Origin of the sequence: Klebsiella terrigena (assembly GCF_012029655.1) — a bacterium.
Taxonomy (GTDB): domain Bacteria; phylum Pseudomonadota; class Gammaproteobacteria; order Enterobacterales; family Enterobacteriaceae; genus Klebsiella; species Klebsiella terrigena.
This window is the reverse complement of the sequence record NZ_CP050508.1, coordinates 2,278,933-2,299,850: the sequence shown is the minus strand read 5'-3', so window position 1 is coordinate 2,299,850 and position 20,918 is coordinate 2,278,933. Positions and strand designations below refer to the sequence as shown.

21 protein-coding genes and 1 other annotated feature are annotated in these 20,918 nt (G+C 56.4%); of the genes, 9 read left to right on the top strand and 12 right to left on the bottom strand.

Translation table 11 applies throughout. The annotated features are described in order from the left end of the window. Positions 1-468, top strand: a complete 468-nt coding sequence (locus tag HCK03_RS10805) for an STM2901 family protein (protein ID WP_167691547.1) — start codon at positions 1-3, stop codon at positions 466-468. Beyond that, a complete protein-coding gene (locus tag HCK03_RS10800) occupies positions 468-791 on the top strand; it encodes a DUF1493 family protein (RefSeq protein ID WP_167691546.1) in 324 nt (107 codons plus the stop codon). Before HCK03_RS10805 ends, HCK03_RS10800 begins: the two co-directional genes overlap by 1 nt. A gap of 124 nt (positions 792-915) precedes the next feature. On the opposite strand, the gene ppsA is transcribed toward HCK03_RS10800, so the two are convergent. Next, complete coding sequence (ppsA, locus tag HCK03_RS10795) at positions 916-3,294, bottom strand: phosphoenolpyruvate synthase (protein WP_076947636.1); 2,379 nt, start codon at positions 3,292-3,294, stop codon at positions 916-918. A gap of 340 nt (positions 3,295-3,634) precedes the next feature. Here ppsA and ppsR point away from each other — a divergent pair, with 340 nt between their 5' ends. The 3 genes from ppsR to hemP all read left to right on the top strand — a co-directional run bounded on the left by ppsR (position 3,635) and on the right by hemP (position 6,023). Continuing rightward, a complete protein-coding gene (gene ppsR / locus HCK03_RS10790) occupies positions 3,635-4,468 on the top strand; it encodes a posphoenolpyruvate synthetase regulatory kinase/phosphorylase PpsR (protein WP_041147670.1) in 834 nt (277 codons plus the stop codon). 154 nt (positions 4,469-4,622) lie between these two features. Then, on the top strand, positions 4,623-5,669 hold the full coding sequence (gene aroH / locus HCK03_RS10785) for a 3-deoxy-7-phosphoheptulonate synthase AroH (RefSeq protein WP_041146041.1): 1,047 nt from the start codon (positions 4,623-4,625) through the stop codon (positions 5,667-5,669). A 174-nt stretch (positions 5,670-5,843) separates the two neighbouring features. After that, positions 5,844-6,023 (top strand): hemin uptake protein HemP, encoded by a 180-nt coding sequence (gene hemP / locus HCK03_RS10780; RefSeq protein ID WP_161795705.1) that lies wholly within the window; start codon positions 5,844-5,846, stop codon positions 6,021-6,023. A 53-nt stretch (positions 6,024-6,076) separates the two neighbouring features. Here the strand turns inward: hemP and selO are convergent, their stop codons facing one another. The 4 genes from selO to HCK03_RS10760 form a co-directional block, all read right to left on the bottom strand. Further along, positions 6,077-7,519 (bottom strand): protein adenylyltransferase SelO, encoded by a 1,443-nt coding sequence (gene selO / locus HCK03_RS10775; protein WP_167691545.1) that lies wholly within the window; start codon positions 7,517-7,519, stop codon positions 6,077-6,079. A 529-nt stretch (positions 7,520-8,048) separates the two neighbouring features. After that, a complete protein-coding gene (locus HCK03_RS10770) occupies positions 8,049-8,513 on the bottom strand; it encodes an NlpC/P60 family protein (protein WP_041146044.1) in 465 nt (154 codons plus the stop codon). Between the two features lie 81 nt (positions 8,514-8,594). Then, positions 8,595-9,344: a vitamin B12 ABC transporter ATP-binding protein BtuD gene (btuD, locus tag HCK03_RS10765; protein ID WP_041146045.1), complete on the bottom strand. Its 750-nt coding sequence runs from the start codon at positions 9,342-9,344 to the stop codon at positions 8,595-8,597. Then, on the bottom strand, positions 9,344-9,895 hold the full coding sequence (locus HCK03_RS10760) for a glutathione peroxidase (RefSeq protein WP_135184377.1): 552 nt from the start codon (positions 9,893-9,895) through the stop codon (positions 9,344-9,346). Before HCK03_RS10760 ends, btuD begins: the two co-directional genes overlap by 1 nt. A 225-nt stretch (positions 9,896-10,120) precedes the next feature. Here HCK03_RS10760 and HCK03_RS10755 point away from each other — a divergent pair, with 225 nt between their 5' ends. Then, positions 10,121-10,921 (top strand): MetQ/NlpA family ABC transporter substrate-binding protein, encoded by an 801-nt coding sequence (locus HCK03_RS10755; protein ID WP_041146047.1) that lies wholly within the window; start codon positions 10,121-10,123, stop codon positions 10,919-10,921. 62 nt (positions 10,922-10,983) lie between these two features. Here HCK03_RS10755 and btuC read toward each other — a convergent pair whose 3' ends face one another. Continuing rightward, positions 10,984-11,970 carry a vitamin B12 ABC transporter permease BtuC gene (gene btuC / locus HCK03_RS10750; protein WP_041146048.1) on the bottom strand — a complete coding sequence of 329 codons (987 nt, stop codon included), beginning with the start codon at positions 11,968-11,970 and terminating at the stop codon, positions 10,984-10,986. Between the two features lie 133 nt (positions 11,971-12,103). Next, positions 12,104-13,537: a gluconate:proton symporter gene (locus tag HCK03_RS10745; protein WP_123551557.1), complete on the bottom strand. Its 1,434-nt coding sequence runs from the start codon at positions 13,535-13,537 to the stop codon at positions 12,104-12,106. A gap of 277 nt (positions 13,538-13,814) precedes the next feature. On the opposite strand from HCK03_RS10745, the gene HCK03_RS10740 reads away from it, so the two are divergent. Genes HCK03_RS10740 through HCK03_RS10730 form a run of 3 tightly spaced genes read left to right on the top strand, consistent with a single transcriptional unit; the run spans position 13,815 to position 16,383 of the window. Beyond that, a complete protein-coding gene (locus tag HCK03_RS10740; RefSeq protein WP_167691544.1) occupies positions 13,815-14,729 on the top strand; it encodes an HTH-type transcriptional regulator AdmX in 915 nt (304 codons plus the stop codon). Between the two features lie 50 nt (positions 14,730-14,779). Then, positions 14,780-16,033, top strand: a complete 1,254-nt coding sequence (locus HCK03_RS10735; protein WP_167691543.1) for a D-amino acid dehydrogenase — start codon at positions 14,780-14,782, stop codon at positions 16,031-16,033. Next, positions 16,030-16,383 (top strand): RidA family protein, encoded by a 354-nt coding sequence (locus HCK03_RS10730; protein ID WP_123551559.1) that lies wholly within the window; start codon positions 16,030-16,032, stop codon positions 16,381-16,383. The genes HCK03_RS10735 and HCK03_RS10730 overlap by 4 nt, the downstream gene beginning before the upstream one ends. Positions 16,384-16,438: 55 nt before the next feature. Here the strand turns inward: HCK03_RS10730 and ihfA are convergent, their stop codons facing one another. The 5 genes from ihfA to rplT all read right to left on the bottom strand — a co-directional run bounded on the left by ihfA (position 16,439) and on the right by rplT (position 20,899). Next, entirely contained in the window at positions 16,439-16,738 is a 300-nt protein-coding gene (gene ihfA / locus HCK03_RS10725) for an integration host factor subunit alpha (protein ID WP_004102960.1), read from the bottom strand. 4 nt (positions 16,739-16,742) lie between these two features. Further along, positions 16,743-19,130 carry a phenylalanine--tRNA ligase subunit beta gene (gene pheT / locus HCK03_RS10720; protein WP_115192442.1) on the bottom strand — a complete coding sequence of 796 codons (2,388 nt, stop codon included), beginning with the start codon at positions 19,128-19,130 and terminating at the stop codon, positions 16,743-16,745. 15 nt (positions 19,131-19,145) lie between these two features. After that, positions 19,146-20,129, bottom strand: a complete 984-nt coding sequence (gene pheS, locus HCK03_RS10715) for a phenylalanine--tRNA ligase subunit alpha (RefSeq protein WP_041146054.1) — start codon at positions 20,127-20,129, stop codon at positions 19,146-19,148. A gap of 169 nt (positions 20,130-20,298) precedes the next feature. Then, positions 20,299-20,424 (bottom strand) — a sequence feature (Phe leader region). Next, positions 20,375-20,419, bottom strand: coding sequence for a pheST operon leader peptide PheM (gene pheM, locus HCK03_RS26235; RefSeq protein ID WP_001386830.1), 45 nt, complete (start codon positions 20,417-20,419; stop codon positions 20,375-20,377). (Overlaps the previous feature by 45 nt.) Positions 20,425-20,542: 118 nt before the next feature. Next, positions 20,543-20,899: a 50S ribosomal protein L20 gene (gene rplT / locus HCK03_RS10705; protein WP_004102963.1), complete on the bottom strand. Its 357-nt coding sequence runs from the start codon at positions 20,897-20,899 to the stop codon at positions 20,543-20,545. Positions 20,900-20,918 lie beyond the last annotated feature (19 nt).

Genomic DNA, 20,918 nt, shown 5'->3' with positions numbered 1-20,918 from the left:
ATGGATACTACAGAAGAACTTAGCGGAACCTACTTCTATCACGGTCACACTAACGTAACGCCCATAGAACTGTTTAACCTAATCTTTATCGAGCAGTTAGCAGATACTTTAGGGATAACAACGGAGGCGGCAACAATGGTTGTGATTGGTCAGCCAATAATTCCTGTCACAGGTAAGCTATCAGCAGAAACAAACACATCAGGTACCAGTATTGCGTCAATACTAAGCAGGAGGCTCTTGAAAGATGCTCGTTTCCCTAATGGATTAAAATTCTCAGCACCTATGGGTAAGCTCTCTAAACTTAAGATGGTTTCAACGCCTAAACTAGCAACGTTCATCGGTCGCTGGGTACCGTTCATTGGTTATACTCAGTTGATTGTGGCAGTTACAGTGACAGCCAGGCGTACTCGAGATAAATATAACCAGATTGCCAGACCTTCAGACCGTATATTATGGGCTGACTTCTAATGAAAGATTTTGAATCAGAAGTTATACAATATTTAATGGATAACTATCCTGTAAGGCGACACTGGTTAAAACCGGGCTTGAAACAGGTGACAAAAGAATGGACGCTTCAGGACGATTTCAAATTTTCACCCGAAGATGCACATGATTTTCTGTTGGACGTATTTGAACACTTCAATATTGAACACTCCGGCTTTGACGGGACGAACTATTTTGAATATGAGTATCCATTCTGGCAAAACGCCCCGCTTGAAAGAGAACTTAAACCACTTACGGTGGAAATGATCGTTAAGTCTGCCAAAGCAGGTCACTGGCTTTATGAATAACAAAAGCCTCTGCTGCTTAGGATATTTTTCGCTCTATATGCCTGACCGCAAAATACCTGACCAGGAGGCTATTAAAATAAAAAACCCCGCCATTAGCGGCGGGGTTGGCATGGGCAAAGGTGCGTTATTTGTTGAGCTCAGCCAGACCAAGCCAGGTTTGCACCACGGTGTCCGGGTTCAGGGACAGACTGTCAATCCCCTCTTCCATCAGCCAGGCAGCAAAGTCCTCGTGGTCGGACGGGCCCTGCCCGCAAATACCGACATATTTACCCTGCTTCTTCGCCGCGCGAATCGCCATCGACAGCAGCGCTTTCACCGCGTCGTTACGTTCGTCAAACAGCTCAGAAACAACGCCAGAGTCGCGATCCAGGCCCAGTGCCAGCTGCGTCATATCGTTCGAACCGATAGAGAAGCCGTCAAAGTACTCAAGGAACTGTTCCGCCAGCAGGGCATTGGATGGAATTTCACACATCATGATGATTTTGAGGCCGTTCTCGCCGCGCTTCAGGCCCTGACGCTCCAGCTCTTCCACTACCGCTTTCGCCTGGGCGACGGTACGGACGAACGGCACCATGATCTCGACGTTGCTCAGCCCCATGTCGTTACGCACGCGCTTAACCGCATCGCACTCCAGCGCAAAACAGTCGCGGAAGCTGTCGGAAACGTAGCGGCCGGCGCCGCGGAAGCCGAGCATTGGGTTCTCTTCTTCCGGCTCATAGCGCTCGCCGCCCACCAGGTTGGCGTATTCGTTAGATTTGAAGTCGGACAGGCGCACGATAACGCGTTTCGGATAGAATGCCGCCCCCAGGGTGGCGATCCCTTCCGTCAGGCGACCGACGTAGAACTCTCTCGGTGAATCGTAGCCTTTCATCAGCTCGCGGATTTCGTTCTGCAGGCCAGGCTCCTGGTCATCGAACTCCAGCAGCGCGCGCGGGTGAACGCCAATCATCCGGTTGATGATGAACTCCAGGCGCGCCAGACCTACGCCTTCGTTTGGCAGGCAGGCGAAGTCAAATGCCCGGTCGGGGTTACCGACGTTCATCATAATTTTCAGCGGCAGGTCGGGCATTTCGCCCACGCTGGAGCTCTTGATACTGAAGTCCAGCAGCTCAGCATAGACGTAGCCGGTATCGCCTTCCGCACAGGAAACGGTCACGTTCTGGTTTTCCTGGATGCGATCGGTGGCGTCGCCGCAGCCCACCACTGCCGGGATCCCCAGCTCACGGGCGATAATCGCCGCGTGGCAGGTACGCCCGCCGCGGTTGGTCACGATGGCCGCCGCTTTCTTCATGATCGGTTCCCAGTCCGGGTCGGTCATGTCGGTAACCAGGACGTCGCCCGGCTCGATGCGGTTCATCTCGCTGATATCATGGATAACCTTCACCGGACCCGCGCCAATGCGGTGACCGATGGCACGCCCTTCGGCGACAATCTGCCCCTGGGCATGCAGCGTATAGCGCTCCATGACCTGGCCGCGCGAGCGCACGGTTTCCGGACGGGCCTGGACGATAAACAGCTCGCCGGTATGGCCATCTTTCGCCCACTCGATATCCATCGGACGCCCGTAGTGCTTCTCGATCTGCACCGCCTGTTTCGCCAGCTCCTGCACTTCCTCGTCGGTCAACGAGAAAATATCGCGCTGCGCCTGCGGCACATCCTCAATACGCACCTGCTTGCCATGCTCCTGGGTCGGCGCATAAATCATGCGGATTTTTTTCGATCCCATGGTTCTGCGCACGATAGCAGGACGACCAGCTTCCAGCGTTGGCTTATGGACGTAGAACTCATCCGGGTTGACCGCGCCCTGCACCACCATTTCCCCCAGGCCCCAGGCAGAGGTGATAAACACCACCTGGTCGAAACCGGATTCGGTATCGATGGAGAACATGACGCCGGACGAGGCGAGGTCGGAGCGGACCATGCGCTGCACCCCGGCGGATAGCGCCACGCCGCGGTGATCGTAACCCTGATGCACGCGATAGGAGATCGCACGATCGTTAAACAGCGAAGCAAACACGTGCTTCACTGCGACGAGCACGGCATCGAAGCCCTGCACGTTCAGGAATGTCTCTTGCTGCCCGGCGAAGGAGGCATCGGGCATATCTTCAGCCGTGGCGGAGGAGCGCACGGCAAAAGAGGCCTCAGCGTTGTCGGCGGACAGCTGCTTATAGGCATCGCGAATCGCGTCTTCCAGTTCGCTCTGGAACGGGGTATCGATGATCCACTGACGGATCTGTCCCCCCGCTTTCGCTAATGCGGAAACGTCGTCAATGTCGGTTTTATCCAGCAGTTCATAAATGCGCTGGTTTACGCCGCTTTGGTCCAGGAACTGATTGAAGGCATCAGCGGTGGTGGCAAATCCGTTCGGTACGCTAACACCCATACCGGACAGATTAGTGATCATTTCACCAAGGGAGGCATTTTTGCCCCCAACTCTGTCTACATCATTCATGCCGAGTTGGTTATACCAAAGCACCAGCGGTGACGAGCCATTGTTGGACATCGAGACAATCCTTTTGTGATTTAATACCAGTGATAAAAAACTCACGATCAACTACGGGATTTATCCTGACATATTTACGCGGCTGAAAAAAACGGTGAATCGTTCAAGCAAATTATTTTTTCTTTTTTAGGACAGTTCACCTGATATAGCTAACTCAATGATTCTTCTTGAATCTGCTGCAATAAGAGACAAAAAATAACCAGCCGGCAAAAATGAACCTACCTTTTCATTAAAAATAAAAATAGCGTTTCATTTTTAAAGTGAGACAAAACATAAACGGATATGCTTAAATTTAATAACTGCTTTCAGGTAATTAAACTCATTATACCGGATGGTCAAAATGGAAAGTGCTGTAGATCGCCACGTATTTTATATTTCCGACGGGACGGCCATTACCGCCGAGGTGCTGGGGCACGCAGTGATGTCGCAGTTTCCGGTCGCTATCAGCAGCGTTACCCTGCCGTTCGTGGAGAACATCAGCCGGGCGCGGGCGGTGAAGGAGCAAATCGACGCGATCTATCAGCAAAGCGGTATCCGTCCGCTGGTCTTTTACTCCATTGTGATCCCCGAAATTCGCGACATTATCGTGCAAAGTGAAGGATTCTGTCAGGATATCGTGCAGGCGCTGGTGGCGCCGCTGCAGCAGGAGCTGCGCCTCGACCCCACGCCGATCGCTCATCGTACCCACGGCCTGACGCCGGGTAACCTGAACAAGTACGATGCGCGTATTGCCGCCATTGACTACACCCTCGCCCACGACGATGGCATCTCGCTGCGCAATCTCGATCAGGCGCAGGTGATCCTGCTGGGGGTCTCACGCTGCGGCAAAACACCGACCAGCCTGTATCTGGCCATGCAGTACGGTATCCGCGCCGCCAACTATCCGTTTATCGCCGACGATATGGATAATTTAATCCTGCCCGCCTCGCTCAAACCTCTCCAGCACAAGCTGTTCGGTCTGACCATTAATCCGGAGCGCCTGGCGGCGATCCGCGAAGAGCGTCGAGAAAACAGCCGCTATGCTTCGATGCGCCAGTGTCGAATGGAGGTCACCGAGGTGGAGGCCCTGTACCGCAAAAATAAAATTCCCTGCCTGAATAGTACCAACTATTCGGTAGAGGAAATCGCGACGAAAATCATGGATATCATGGGGCTGAATCGAAGAATGTACTAATACACTAGTACATTATTGAAAATTTTTTTATGCTATCACCCGTGGCCTATACAGGATCATCCCCCGCTCTTGCAATAAGCGGGGATTGGTTTATCGTGATGCGCATCACTTCCCGGCAGTTTCGTCGCGGAAGAAACAGATTTTTGAGACCCCAATGAATAAAACAGACGAACTGCGTACCGCGCGCATTGAAAGCCTGGTAACGCCTGCGGAGCTGGCCCAGCGGCATCCCGTATCTGCCGATGTCGCGGCACACGTCTCCGCTTCCCGCCGCCGAATTGAAAAGATCCTTAACGGTGAAGATCGCCGCCTGCTGGTGGTTATTGGCCCATGTTCCATTCACGACACCGAGGCCGCGCTGGAGTATGCGCAGCGCCTGCAGGCGATGCGCGAGCGCTACCAGCCGCAGCTGGAAATCGTGATGCGCACCTATTTTGAAAAACCGCGCACCGTTGTCGGCTGGAAGGGTTTGATCTCCGACCCTGACCTGAACGGCAGCTATCGGGTCAATCACGGTATCGAAGTAGCGCGTCGCCTGCTGCTGCAGATCAACGAGCTGGGCGTGCCAACCGCCACCGAATTCCTCGATATGGTGACCGGACAGTTTATTGCCGATCTGATCAGCTGGGGCGCCATCGGCGCGCGCACCACCGAGAGCCAAATCCACCGCGAGATGGCCTCCGCGCTCTCCTGCCCGGTCGGATTCAAAAACGGGACCGATGGCAACACGCGCATCGCCGTTGATGCGATTCGCGCATCCCGCGCCAGCCACATGTTCCTCTCTCCGGACAAGCAGGGTCAGATGACCATCTATCAGACCAGCGGCAACCCTTACGGGCATATCATTATGCGCGGCGGCAAACGACCAAATTATCATGCGGCGGATATTAGCGCCGCCTGCGATGCACTGCGCGAGTTTGATCTGCCGGAGCAGCTGGTGGTGGACTTCAGCCACGGCAACTGCCAGAAGCAGCATCGTCGCCAGTTAGAAGTGTGCGAGAACGTGTGTCAGCAGATCCGCGACGGTTCGACGGCTATCGCCGGCATCATGGCGGAAAGCTTCCTGCAGGAAGGCACGCAGAAAGTGGTCGCCGGACAGCCGCTGACCTGGGGTCAGTCGATTACCGACCCGTGCCTGAGCTGGGAAGACAGCGAGCGCCTGCTGGCTGAACTGGCTGCGGCAACCGCCACTCGGCTGTAGCCGCTCTCTCCCACCGCGCATGCGGTGGGAATTCTCCCCCCTCGCGCCTGAATATCCCCACCGCCAGCCTGCCAAATATAGTACTTTGATAAAAAACGCTTGCCGTGAAAATTAACATTACTGATAATGATTATCATTGTTACTTTTATTTTTATTTTTGGTGCTATGACGCGAATGGATAACACTGCCACAGCTGAAAAAACAAAAGACAATGCCCCTTACCCTGTCGCCACGGATCGTAAAATTTGCAGCCGGGTGCTGCTAGGTCCCGAAGGTCGGGTGGTTATCGAGCATGACGGCCAGCGCTATCTGCTGCGCCAAACCCATGCTGGCAAGCTGATCCTGACAAAATAGCCCTCCCCGCCGCCTGACGCGAGGAGAGCACGGCACCCTATTGCACCGGCGTATCAGCTGGAGCAGCTGACTTCCAGCCCTTTTCCCCAGTCCGGCGGGCGGCTGACGTAATCATCTTCCCGGTCGATAAACGGCTGAGACAGCGCCTCGTGCAGCCGCTCCAGCTCGCCGGTATTCCCCTGTTCCGCCTGCTCGATGGCCCGCTGCGCCAGCCAGTTACGTAGCACCAGCGCCGGGTTGACGGAACGCATGCGCTGCTGACGCTGCGCATCATCAATCTGCTCATCACGCAGGCGCACACGGTAGCCGTCGAACCAGCTATCAAAGGCGGCGCGATCGATAAACTCATCGCGCAGCGGCGAGGCGGCGCTGAGCTGCTCGCTGGCGCTCAGCATCCTGAAGGTGCGGGTGTAATCGCTGCCTTCGCGTATCATCAGCGCAAACAGACCGTCCAGCAGATCGTTATCGCCCTGCTGCGGGGTAAACAGGCCAAGCTTGTCGCGCATGCGGCGGCCGTAGGCGCTCAGCAGCGCGTGCTGGTAGCCATCCAGGGCCGCATTTAGCGCATCGGCGCTGATGAACGGCGACAGCGACTGCGCCAGACGCTGCAGATTCCACAGCCCTACCGCCGGCTGATTCTCAAAGCTATAGCGCCCCTGGTAATCCGAATGGTTGCAGATGAAATCAGGCTTGAAGTCATCAAGGAACCCGTACGGGCCGTAGTCCATCGTCAGGCCGAGAATCGACATGTTATCGGTATTCATTACCCCATGCGCAAAGCCTACCGTTTGCCAGCTGGCAATAAGCGTCGCCGTTCTGGCGACAACGTCACGGAACCACAGAATGTACTTATCCGCCTCTCCGTCGAGCTCAGGCCAGTGATGACGAATCACGTAGTCAGCCAGCTGCTGCACCTTTTCCGCCTCCCGGCGATAGTAAAAGTGCTCGAAGTGGCCAAAGCGCACGTGGCTCTCAGCGATACGCATCAGCATCGCTCCCTGCTCGACGGTTTCACGATACACCGGCGTGTCGCTGGTCACGATCGACAGCGCGCGGGTGGTGGGTATGCCCAGAGCGTGCATCGCTTCCGATGCCAGGCCTTCGCGGATCGTCGAACGCAGCACGGCGCGCCCGTCGCCCATTCGCGAATAGGGCGTGAGCCCGGCGCCCTTCAGGTGCCAGTCCATTCGCCGACCATCGGGCAGCTGCTGCTCGCCCAGCAGGATCCCGCGGCCGTCGCCCAGCTGCCCGGCCCAGGAGCCGAACTGATGGCCGCTATAGACCTGCGCCAGCGGCGACATGCCGGGTAGCAGCGTTTCGCCGCCCCAAACGCCGGCGCCCGTTGACGGCTGAAATAGCGCCTCAGGCACGCCCAACGTCTGCGCCAACGGTGCGTTGTGCCAGATCGGCCGCGCGTTGCTCAGCGGCGTCGGGGTCAGGGCGGTGTAGAAATCTGGCAGTTCATCACGCCAGTGGGTTGTAAAAGACAGGGTCATGGGTTCCTCCGGCCTTCAGTGTAGTGCCTTCAACAAAGTATTAACACGGGCGAATGGCAGGGTTATCAAGATAAAGTGAGGAAGCCGGAGGTCTCGCGTTTGTACCTCTGTTTGTTAACTAAGAGACCCGGAGGTTACTGCCCTCACCCGTCCGTCTCTTCGCAACACTGAACGTTTAGTCATAGAAAATCGTGCAGCGGGGCCCTGGCTCCCCGCTGAAATCGGCGAACCGGAGGCCGCAAGACAAGGGCTGGCCGCCATGGATGGCGGCAAGAGGCGAATCGAGACAGGAGCGAGCCCCGGAACGGGCGAGCAGGTCGAGTTGAGCCGACCGCAGGCTGCAGGCCGGGAGGTGAGCGCAGTGCGCAGCACCGATTTCCGTGCGGGACCGCGGGGATTGTTAAGGGGAAGAGGGTTATCTTCCCCTTAACCCGGTCACCTGGCACCGGGGCCGCATGTCCTGCAAAGCGTCCGGTGAACGGAACACCTCACAGCCGACCGACGTGAACCCGGCAAACCGCGCGCGACGCTATATTCTTCGCGCCTGCCAGAATTTTTTATTCCAGTACACGTTATTCAGCGACGAGCGCGTAACGCCGTTGCTGGTCGAAGCATGGATGAACTGGTTATCGGTATCGTAGATCCCTACGTGCAAACCGCTCTCGCCGGAGCCGGTCTTGAAGAACACCAGATCCCCGGGCAGCAGTTCGCTTTTATCAATGCGGGTGCCGATCTCTGCCTGCTCGCGGGTTTCACGCGGCAGCTGCATGGAAAACTTATCGCGGAAGGTTCTCACCACAAAGCCGGAACAGTCCACCCCGCGCGGCGTCATCCCACCGTAGCGATACGGCGCACCCCGCCAGTTCCGCAGCTGATCGTTAAGATTAGCGATGACGGTAATAGAATCCGCAAGCCGGGGATTGGGCGGCGGCGCCCGGTGGCTGCTGCAGCCTGCCAGAAATAGTGCCGTCAAAAGAATGAACCACAAACGCATCTCAGACGATTCCTCTGTTCCTTATCTTATTGTCAGGATAATTTAGCTGGTTTATCAATGAACTGGCAAGCTTGCTTCGCGCTACTGTGACGCGATGAGCATAAAATGACCGCCAAACGCCACCCGCTGGAAAGAAATCGCATAGGCGGCGGTTAAATTCTCTTCGGTCAATACCTCTGAGGTATAACCACAGGCTATCGTTTTTCCCCGGCAGATAAGCCACGCCCGCTGCGCATGCCGTAGCGTGTGGTTGAGATCGTGACTGCTCATGACCACCGCGATCCCCGTCGCGCACAGTTCGCTGAGAACGCCGTCGAGCGCCGCCTGCTGCGCCACGTCGAGGCTGTTCATCGGCTCATCGAGCAGCAGCAGCTGTCCCGCGGGGTTGGCCAGCGGGTCGATTTGCAGAATGACCGCCGCCAGCCGCACGCGCTGCCACTCGCCGCCCGAAATCTGATTGACCTGGCGCCCAAGCTTATCGCTCAGCCCCAGCCTCTCGGCTACCGCGCCGAGCAGATCGCTCCGCGCGTTATTTTGCAGATGCAGCGACAGGTAGTGCCAGACCGGCATCGCGAAGGGCGGCGCCTGATGCTGGTTGAGGTAAGCGCGATGTCGCGCCAGCTCGGAGGCCGGCCACATCTTTAGCGGCCGTTCGTTGAAGATGATGCGCCCGGGCCCCGTCGTCAGGCCGGCCATGCGCATGAGCAGCGTGCTCTTCCCGGCCCCGTTTGGCCCGACGATATGGATCATTTCTCCCGGTCGAACCTCGGCGCTAAACGCTGCCAGCCGCCCCGGCTCTTCTACGTCCTGTAGCTGCATCAAAAACGGCATTATTTCGCTAAAGCTCCTTTAATCGCCGCCAGCAGCAGCGGATCGTTCGGCGTCATATCGGGCGAGAAGCGCTGGATAGTCTGGCCATCGGCGCTCAGCAGGAACTTTTCGAAATTCCATAAAATATCGCCATCGTTCTGCGGCGCGCGGCCTTTGCTTGCCATTCGCTCGTAAAAGCCGCTGCCTTCCGGCGCTACGGCCTGCGGGGCGGCCTCAACCAGCTTCTGGTAGAGCGGATGACGATGTTCGCCGTTAACGTCAACTTTACTGAACAGCGGGAAGGTCACGCCATAGGTGGTGCTACAGAAGGTTTTGATCTCCTCCTCGCTGCCCGGCTCCTGTCCAAGGAACTGGTTACAGGGGAAACCCAGCACCGTGAAGCCGTCGTTCTCAAGCTCCTGCTGCAGCGCTTCCAGCTGTTCATACTGCGGCGTCAGGCCGCATTTTGAGGCCACGTTAACGATTAACAGCGCTTTGCCCGCATAGGCGTTAAGCGTCGTTTTCTCGCCATCGATAGTGGTAACTTCGGTATCAAGAATAGTGTGTTGCATAGCCTTCCCTCTGTGAATAAAAGCGATTTCTGGTTCAGGTGATCCCTATCTACTGTAGCGGATTGAGGCGCGGTCATTGTACTTTGAATCGTCTGACCGGCATACCGTACCGTGCTCATACGGCAACATGAATTCCTCTCAATAGGGACGTCGCGCAATTCAGTGTACAGTGTTAAATGGATGTAATAGCATTTCGTTAATGATTAATTTAAGAGAGTTTTATAGATGAAGAAGCTGTTGAGTTCGGTGCTGATTGCCTCATCGGTGGTGCTGTTATCGGCCTGCTCCCCTGACGATAATAATAAGGTCAAGGTGGCGATCAATACCGGTCCGGATGAGGCTATCTGGAAAGTCGTTGAGCAGGTTGCCAAGGACAAATATAACCTCGACGTCGAGGTGATCTCCTTTAATGATTACGTCCTGCCTAACGAAGCGTTAAATAATAAAGACGTCGACGCTAACGCCTTCCAGACGCTGCCCTACCTCGAAGCGCAGTCGAAAGAGCGTGGCTACAAATTTGCCATCGTCGGCAAAACCTTTGTTTTCCCTATCGCCGCCTACTCTCGCAAGATAAAAAATATCAGCGAGCTGCCGGATGGAGCGACGGTGTCTATTTCCAACGAGACCACGACGCTGGGGCGCAGCCTGCTGCTGCTGCAGGCGCAGGGCCTGATCAAGCTGAAAGATGGCGTCGGCTACCTGCCAACGGCGCTGGACATTATCGACAATCCTAAGCATTTGAAAATTGTCGAAGTGGACAGCCCGCAGCTGCCGCGTACCCTGGACGATCCTGACGTTAGCCTGTCGATTATTAACACCAACTTCTCGGCGCAGGTTGGCCTGTCCGCCGCGCGGGATGGCCTGTTTATGGAAGGCCAGGACTCGCCGTACGTAAACGCTATCGTGTCTCGCGAAGATAATAAAGACAGCAAAAAAGTTCAGGAGCTGAAAGAGGCGTTCCAGACCAAAGAAGTCGCCGACAAAGCGCTGGAAGTTTATAAAGGTGATGCCATCAAAGGGTGGTAATAGCACTTAATCTGCGCATCGGCAGACGATAGACGCCCTGCCGATGCGTCTGGATTCGACGCTTATTGCGCGTGCACGGACTTCAGCAGCAGCCAGATAAACACCGGCGCGCCCAGCGTCGCGGTCACCACGCCGATCGGTAGCTCCGCCGCCGACAGCGCCAGGCGGGCGACGATATCGGCGCCTAACAGCGCACTGGCTCCGGCAAGCATGCAGGCCGGCAGCAGAACGCGATGATCGCTTAAGCCGCATAGCCGCAGGATATGCGGGATCACCAGGCCAATAAAACCGATGGCTCCGGCCAGCGCCACGCTCACCCCCACCAGCCAACCGGTGGCGACCACCAGCAGCTTACGCCACAGCCACAGCGGTAAGCCCAGCTGGCGAGCCGATACCTCTCCCAAAGCCAGCATATTCAGCGGCTGCGACTGTAGCCCCACCCAGGCCAGCACCGGCAGAAGTGCCAGCATCAGCCACAGCTGCTGCCAGTCTACGCCGCCAAAGCCGCCCATCATCCAGTACATCAGCTGACGTAAATCGAACGAGGTGGAAAAATAGACGGCCCAGGTCATCAGCGCGCTGCAGATAATGCCCAGCGCTACGCCTGCCAACAGCAGACGGCTGGTTGACAGATGACGACGGGCAAAGCGCAGCAGTATAAAGGTGATAACCAGCGCGCCGGCAATGGCGCACAGCCCCAGCACCCAGCCAGGAAGGAATCCTTTACCCAGCAGCACGGCGGCGATGAGCCCGACCCCCGCGCCGTTAGAGACCCCCAGCAGCCCCGGCTCCGCCAGCGGGTTTTCGAACAACGCCTGCATGATCGCTCCGGAGAGCGCTAAAGCGGCGCCCACCAGCAGCACCGCCAGGGTGCGCGGCAGGCGAATTTGCCAGATGAAGAGCTGCCCCCTGGCGCTGAACCACTCCTGCGGCGGGATCCAGAGATCGCCCGCGCAGAGGCTGGCGGCCATCATCGCCAGCAGCAGCAGCAGTAAAGCAACGAGCCAGCGCCGGCTGCGGCGCTGTTGAATTTGAGCAAAGGTCTGCATAAATACCGGGATGCAAGAAAGAGATGTATTTGATTTTACGGTGGGTATTGCGGGGAGAAAAGCAAAACATCGGCGCATGGCGCATATCGGCGGACGCGAGCGGGCAGAATCGCGCTGCCCGCTCGCGCAGCTGCTACACCAGGACCTGGAACAGAACGGCGAAGAGAACAATATTAGCCAGAACGATGGCCCAGCCGTTGTAGAGCATATATTTCAAATGCGTGGACTGCGCCAGCCCCATCTGTCCAAACATATCCGACGACGGGAAGGGGCCGAACCAGTCAACCTGCGATGATGCCAGCAGCACGGCGGTTGTCCCCTGCGGCGGGACGCCTGCCGCCATCAGCATCGGGCCGAAGATTTTATGGGTAAAAGTCATCTGCGCTACCGCCGCGCCGGGGACATGGCCAATAATATTAAAAGCAAAAATACTAAAGCACAGCCAGGCGGGAGAGATCCCTTCGAGCAGCGGCTGGGTGTAGTCCAGCAGCCCCTGGTAAGCGTGCAGCCCGTCCATCAGTTCAAGAATCGGGTTGTAGAGCCAGTACAGCAGGAACATCCACACCAGCCGACCGCAGCCGTGATACAGCGCCTGCAGGATCTGTGTTGGCCGCAGCCCCCCGACCAGGCCGGTAATCAGCGCCACCAGCAGCATCACAATAATAGCGAAGCTAAAGCCGGCCTTAATGACCACGCCCACCACCGCCATCACGATAATCGTTGCCGCAAAGGCCAGCGCGCTCAGCTTTCTGCGGCGGACAAGAGTCGGGTTATCCTCATCCTGCGGCTGCTCAGCAAGGTTAACCTCATAGCGCAGCTTACCCTCGGTCATCTTCTGAATACGCCCCGCCATGACCCAGCCCGCCAGCAGCGTGACGGCGCTCATCGGCAGACCGACATAGAGTAAATAGTCCGGATAGCTCAGGCCTCCGAGCTTAAGAATAGTCACCGTACTCGGGGTAAAGGGGCCGGTAAACAGCCCGATGGAACCGGCGGTCATCATCAGCGCGGCCACCGTGGGCGGCGTCAGGCGCACCGCTGCGGCGATGGGAATAATCACCGCGACGATAATGGCGTTACCGCCGGCCATGGTGCCCAGGGCGCCGCAAATCAGAATCGAGGAGGCGACAATACCAAATTTCACCCGCGTCTGGCTGGACAGCCCGATGCGATGAACCACGAATTTCACCAGCTCTACCGCCGCGCCGGTGCGGGTAGCCACTTCCCCCACCCCGGCGCCGAGCATAATGATGAGCCCGACGGTGGCAATAAAAGAGCCGGTCGATTTCGCCAGCATCGTGCCCATTTCCGGCAGCCCGGTAGAGGTCATGATCATCGCAATAATAATTGATGAAATAACCGCCAGCACGATATCCACGCCAATAAGCGACAGCACGGCTAATGCTACCAGCGGGGTAAAGCTGAGAAGTCCCAGCTCTGCGCTGGGGCGGCCATGACACCAAAAGGCGATCAGTAAAAATAGCCCTGACAGCAGGCCAATAACGATATTTTTTCTGGTAATAGTTCTTCGGGTAACAGGATTACCGGAGAGCGTTGAGTCACTCATACAACTCCTTGATGCCAATAAAACCAACCGCTATTTCAGGTCAGCACATTTGGGCCAGCTCAGAAAATATCCCCCTCGTTATAATTGTTGGCGCGAAGGCCTGAGGGTTTGCGTAGGGACAACAGGTATTGTTCTGAGAATCGGATTATCCGCCTGCCGGCGGGGCAAAAAGCGCAATAAGTAAACAGAACGCTGATTGTGAATTGAATTTATGTTAATTTATTGTTATTAGAAAATGAATTTTTATCTGGCCCCTATAACCCTGAGTTAACCCCTGATGAAACTGCGTCACCTGGAAATCTTCCACGCCGTGATGACCTGCGGCACCCTTTCACGAGCAGCGGAGTCGCTGAATATCTCTCAACCGGCGGCCAGTAAGGCGCTCAAAAACGCCGAAATGAAGCTGGGTTTTAAACTCTTTCAGCGCGTTCGCGGCAAGCTGCTGCCGAGCAGCGAAGCGCTGACGCTGTTCGAGAAGGCGCAGAATATCTACCAGGATCTGGATAATCTGCGCCTGCTTGCCGACAACCTGGCGCGCGACCCGCGGGCGAAAATTAGCCTCGGCTGTTTACCCAGCCTCGGGCTGAGCCTGGTGCCGGAAATGGTGACCGACTTCTATCAGCAAAACGCGAATCTGGTGATGACCCTGACCACGGAACATACTGAGACATTGGTCAAGAAACTGGATCTGCGCGAGATCGATCTGGCGCTGACGCTCCAGCCGGTTCAGCAGGGCGAAATCATCACCACCACCATTGCCGAAGTGCCGCTGGTCTACATCGACCGTGACTACCGCCAGGGCGTGGTAGCGATTGATGAGATAGACCAGCAGCGCTGGATCTCTCCCGGCCCCCACTCGCTGTCGGCCGCCATTGCCACCCGTCGCGACTTCTCGACGACCCGCCTCAACGTTCAGACCTATTACATGGCAACTGAATTTGTTAAACGCGGCATGGGCTGCAGCATTACCGATATTTTTTCCGCGCGTCATAACCTGACCCCGACGATGATCCACCCTATTTCGCCGCCGATGACGATCCCTCTCTGCCTGCTGCGTCGGGCGGATGTTTCCCTGAGTCCGATTACGCATAAATTTGTCGATTTTATCTGCCGGCAGCTGCGTAAACAGCTGCAGGAAATTAACCTGGGGTTATACCCTGAAAATAAAAAGTCAATTGCGCCGCAGGGGTAAATGCTTTGACATAACGCCATTGCATTTATCAGCGGTGGATATCTCAGGTTATGAAAAAGCGCATTGTTATTATCGGTGGCGGCGTTATCGGGCTGGCGACGGCCTACGTATTCATTAAGCGCGGCCACGAGGTCCAGCTGCTGGAGCGCAATGCGACCCCTGGCCTGGCGACGAGCTTTGCTAACGGCGGCCAGCTTAGCTACCGCTACGTCGCGCCGCTGGCCGACCGCGGCGTGCCGCTACAGGGAATAAAGTGGATGGGCAGGAGCGACTCGCCGCTCAATATGCGCCTGCGGATGTCGCCAGACCAGTGGCGCTGGCTGCTGCAGTTCCTGCGCGCTTGCAACAGCCGGACCAATAAGGTTAACGGCGATCATATTCTTCGCCTGTCGCTGTTCAGCCGTCAGGTTATGCAGGCGTGGTTGAATGAGGATAATCTGAGCGACTTTCACTGGCGACGCTGCGGGAAATTAGTCGTCCATCGCCGGGAGTACGATCTGAATAAAGCGGAAACAGGGATCAATCCGCAATATCAGCGCTCCCTGAGCGGAGCCGAGTGTATCGAACTTGAACCCGCGCTCAAGCATATCCGCGCCTCGCTCTGCGGCGGTATTTATTCGCCCGGCGACGAAACCGCTGACTGCCATCAGTTTTGCCTGGCGCTGCTGGAGAAACTCAACGCCAGCGCCGGCTTTACCCTCACTAGCGACTGTGATGTTCGCCGTCTGAATAAAAAAGGCGGTCGTATTCACTCGGCGGAAACCAGCCGGGGAACGATTGTCGGCGATGATTTTGTGGTTGCCGCCGGCAATGGCAGCAGCCCGTTACTGGCTGGCACCGGAATTCACGTGCCGCTTTGCGGCCTGAAAGGCTACAGCCTGACGCTGCCCTATCCTGCCCAGGCCGGGATCGCGCCGGATATCAGCGTCACCGACTATGGACACAAAATTGTCTATGCCCGGCTCGGAGAGCAGCTGCGTATCGCCGCGATGGTTGATATCGGCTACGACGGTGACGGACTGCGTCCTGAGCGTATTGCGGCGTTGAAAAAAATTGTTGCCGGCAGCTTCCCCGAGCTCCAGGGCATTGAGGATGCGCAGGTCTGGAGCGGTATGCGCCCTTCTACGCCAGCCGGCCCTCCGCTGCTGGGACGTGCCGGCTACCAAAACCTGTGGATGAACCTCGGCCAGGGCAGCCTGGGTTTCACCCTCGCCGCCGGCAGCGCGGCGGTGCTCGGCGCCCTGCTCGATAGCGAAAACTCCGCCATCGCTTTAGATGGCCTGACATGGAAAAAATCAGCATGAACATTATCCGTAACAATCCGCAGCCGCGTCTTTCCGCCAGCGTCGAATATGGCAACCTGATCTTTTTATCGGGGCAAACGCCGAAAAGCAGCGAGGAGGATATTATGCAGCAGACGCGGGAAGTCTTAGAGAAAATCGACGCTCTGCTGGCGGCAGCCGGTAGCGACAACGGCCACATTCTTTCCGCGCAGGTGTGGCTGAAAAATATGGCCCGCGATTTTGCCGGTTTTAACGAAGCCTGGGTTGCCTGGCTGCCGGAAGGCCACAGCCCGGCACGCGCGGCCGTCCAGGCAGAGATGGCGCGCCCGGATATTCTCGTCGAAGTGATGGTCACTGCCGTAAAAGCCTGATCCTGAAAATGAAAAGAAAAAAGGCCGCATCAGCGGCCTTTTTAGTTAGTTCAGATTATTTGTCTCTGGGCGAAGCGTTTTCGACGCGGCTTTTAAGTTTCTGGCCGGGTCTGAAGGTCACCACGCGCCGGGCTGTAATCGGAATATCTTCCCCCGTTTTCGGGTTACGACCCGGGCGCTGGTTTTTATCACGCAAATCGAAGTTGCCGAACCCGGAGAGTTTTACCTGTTCTCCGTTTTCCAAAGCACGACGAACCTCTTCGAAAAACAACTCTACCAGTTCTTTGGCATCCCGCTTGCTAAGCCCAAGCTTATCAAACAGATATTCTGACATTTCAGCTTTTGTAAGCGCCATAGGTTCAATCCCTCAATGAGGCCTGGAATCGCTCTTTTAATGCCTCTACACATTTGGCGACGGTAGCGGCAATCTCCTCTTCTTCGAGTGTACGGCTGGTATCCTGAAGGATTAGGCTGATTGCAAGGCTCTTACTGCCTTCTGCAACGCCTTTACCGCGGTACACGTCAAATAAGTTTACGCCAACTACCTGATTTACGCCAACTTTCTTACACTCGGTCAAAACATCAGCTGCGGGTACGTTTTCAGCGACGACGACCGCGATGTCGCGACGGTTAGCCGGGAAACGAGAAATCTCGCGCGCCTGAGGAACCACGCGGTCTGCAAGCTTGTTCCACTCCAGCTCAAACGCCAAAGTGCGACCGTTCAGATCCAGTTTACGTTCCAGCTCAGGATGAACAACCCCAATGAAACCAATGCGTTCACCTTTCAGATAAATCGCTGCCGACTGTCCCGGATGCAGCGCGGCGTTCGCTTCTGCGCGGAATTCGATGGCGGATAATTTACCGGTCAGGTCGAGAACGGACTCCAGATCGCCTTTTAAATCATAGAAATCGACGGACTCTTTTGCCAGGTTCCAGTGCTCATCAACGCGATTGCCGCAAATTACGCCGGCCAGCATCACGTCCTGACGGATCCCCAGCGGAGCCTCGGTATCAGGAACAAAGCGTAAACCGCTCTCAAAGATGCGCACGCGGCTCTGCTGACGATTCTGGTTATACACCACGGTGCCCAGCAGGCCGGTCAGCAGCGACAGGCGCATCGCCGACATTTCGCTGGAGATTGGGCTTGGCAGGATCAGCGCCTCTTCACCCGGGTGAATCAGCTGCTGTACTTTCGGGTCAACGAAGCTATAGGTAATAACTTCCTGATAGCCTTTGTCGATGAGCAGGGTTTTCACGCGCTTAAGCGACAGGTTCGCCTCGCGGTGGGTGCCCATAATCAGGCCAGCCTGGACCGGTTCGTCAGGAATGTTGTTATAGCCGTATACGCGGGCAACTTCTTCAACCAGATCTTCTTCGATCGCAATATCAAAACGCCAGCTCGGCGCGACGGCCTGCCACTGGCCTTCGCCCGCGGTCACTTCACAACCCAGGCGGCTAAGAATATCGCTAACCTGAGCATCATCAATGTGATGACCAATCAGGCGATCCAGCTTGCTACGGCGCAGGATAATGGTTGCCGCCTTCGGCAGGGTTGCGTCGTTAGTCACGTCGATCACCGGGCCGGCTTCGCCGCCGCAGATATCGATCAGCAGGCGGGTTGCACGCTCCAGGGCCTTGTGCTGCAGCGCCGGGTCGACCCCACGCTCATAGCGGTGGGAGGCATCGGTGTGCAGGCCGTGACGGCGCGCGCGACCGGTGATAGACAGCGGGCTGAAGAATGCGCACTCCAGCAGCACGTTCTGCGTTTCGTCGTTCACGCCGGAGTGCTCGCCGCCAAAGATGCCGCCCATCGCCAGCGCCTTCTGGTGGTCTGCGATAACCAGGGTGTCAGCGTCGAGCCTGGCTTCGGAACCATCCAGCAGCACCAGCGTTTCGCCCTCTTTCGCCATCCGCACCACGATGCCGCCTTCGATGCGATCGCGGTCAAAGGCGTGCATCGGCTGGCCGAGTTCGAGGAGAACGTAGTTGGTGACATCCACCACCGCGTCGATAGAGCGGATGCCGCAGCGGCGCAGCTTCTCTTTCATCCACAGCGGAGTGGGCGCTTTAACGTTGATGCCTTTAACAACGCGGCCCAGGTAGCGCGGGCACGCGTCCGGCGCCTCAACGGTGATCGGCAGCGTATCGGTAATCGTCGCCGCAACCGGCGTGATTTCCGGCGCGTTCAGCGGCTCTTTATTCAGTACCGCCACGTCGCGAGCGACGCCGATGATACCTAAACAGTCGGCACGGTTCGGCGTCACGCTGATTTCGATGGTGTTATCGTCAAACTTCAGATATTCACGGATATCGGTACCAATCGGCGCATCTGCCGGCAGTTCGATAATTCCGCTGTGATCGTCGGAAACACCCAGCTCGGAAAACGAACACAGCATCCCTTCGGAAGGCTCGCCGCGCAGTTTTGCCGCTTTAATTTTGAAGTCGCCCGGCAGTACGGCGCCGATAGTAGCAACCGCAACCTTCAGACCCTGGCGGCAGTTCGGCGCGCCGCACACGATATCCAGCAGGCGTTCGCCGCCGACGTTAATTTTGGTCACCCGCAGCTTGTCAGCGTTCGGGTGCTGGCCGCACTCGACGACTTCACCGACGACGACGCCGTTGAAGCTGCCGGCAACCGGCTCAACGCCGTCAACTTCGAGGCCGGCCATCGTAATCTGATTCGCCAGGGCTTCGCTGTCGATCGCCGGATTAACCCATTCGCGTAACCACAGTTCACTGAATTTCATTGTTCTGTCCTGCCCTTATTTAAACTGTTTGAGGAAACGCAGATCGTTTTCGAAGAACGCGCGTAGGTCGGTTACGCCATAGCGCAGCATGGTCAGACGCTCCATGCCCATACCAAAGGCGAAGCCGGAATAGACTTCCGGGTCGATGCCGACATTGCGCAGAACGTTCGGGTGCACCATGCCGCAGCCGAGCACTTCCAGCCACTTGCCGTTTTTACCCATGACGTCAACTTCAGCAGAGGGTTCGGTAAACGGGAAGTAGGACGGACGGAAACGAATTTGCAGATCTTCTTCAAAGAAGTTACGCAGGAAGTCGTGCAGCGTCCCTTTCAGGTTGGTGAAGTTAATATTCTTATCAACAATCAGGCCTTCCATCTGATGGAACATCGGGGTATGGGTCTGATCGTAATCGTTACGATAAACGCGGCCAGGAGCGATAATACGAATCGGCGGCTGCTGATGTTCCATGGTACGGATCTGTACGCCGGAAGTCTGGGTACGCAGCAGGCGAGTGGCATCAAACCAGAAGGTATCGTGGTCAGCGCGCGCCGGGTGGTGGCCCGGGATATTCAGCGCATCGAAGTTATGGTAGTCATCTTCGATCTCCGGACCGGTTGCCACCGTAAAGCCGAGCTCGCCGAAGAAGTTTTCGATGCGGTCAATAGTGCGGGTAACCGGATGCAGGCCGCCGTTTTCGACCCGACGCCCCGGCAGCGAGACGTCAATGGTCTCAGCGGCCAGACGCGCATTCAGCGCGGCGCCTTCCAGATCGGCTTTACGCGCGTTGAGCGCCTGCTGGACCTGCTCTTTGGCTTCGTTGATCACCGCGCCTGCAGCCGGGCGCTCTTCTGGCGGCAGCTCACGCAGGGTCGTCATCTGAAGGGTCAGATGCCCTTTCTTTCCCAGGTATTCCACGCGGACGTTGTCCAGCGCGGCAACATCTGATGCCTCATTAATGGCTGCCTTCGCACTGGCAACCAGCTCTGCGAGATGTGACATGGTTTTCCTCATTATGTCGGTGCAGACACCGGTTATGGTCATTATTTTGCTCTGACTATTTCGAGTCGCAGGCAGCGGGTCAAGCCGTTATCCAGCACGGAGATACCAGCGGGATGACGCGCATTAAGCCATGCACCTGCAGCTTGAAATAGAACGAGCCAGTTCATATACGAAAAAAGCCTCCACGGTGGGAGGCTTTCTGGCGCTGTTTTTCGTTTCTTTTCTCACGCGCTAGCCTCCTGAGTTCAGGTGCTAAAGTAAAAAAAGAAGCGGAAAATAGCAGCATTCATGCTTGCATTACCTTGTCTGGCACGAAACGTAAGACCTGTATTGAAAAGCTTACAGCAATAAAAGTCAATGTATTGATAGAGTTGAAACAAAAAGAGGGAGACAAGCTCCCTCTTTCAACTGGCTTATGCCAGAGCTGCTTTCGCTTTTTCGACCAGAGCGGTGAACGCTAATTTGTCGAATACTGCGATGTCAGCCAGGATCTTACGGTCGATTTCAACAGAGGCTTTTTTCAGGCCGTTGATGAATTTGCTGTAAGAAATACCGTTCTGACGTGCTGCTGCGTTGATACGCGCAATCCACAGTTGACGGAACTGACGCTTTTTCTGACGACGGTCACGATAAGCGTACTGACCTGCTTTGATAACAGCCTGGAAGGCAACGCGGTATACGCGAGAACGCGCACCGTAGTAGCCTTTAGCTTGTTTCAAAATTTTCTTGTGACGTGCACGGGCAACTACACCACGTTTTACGCGAGCCATATGTGCTCTCCTGTATCTA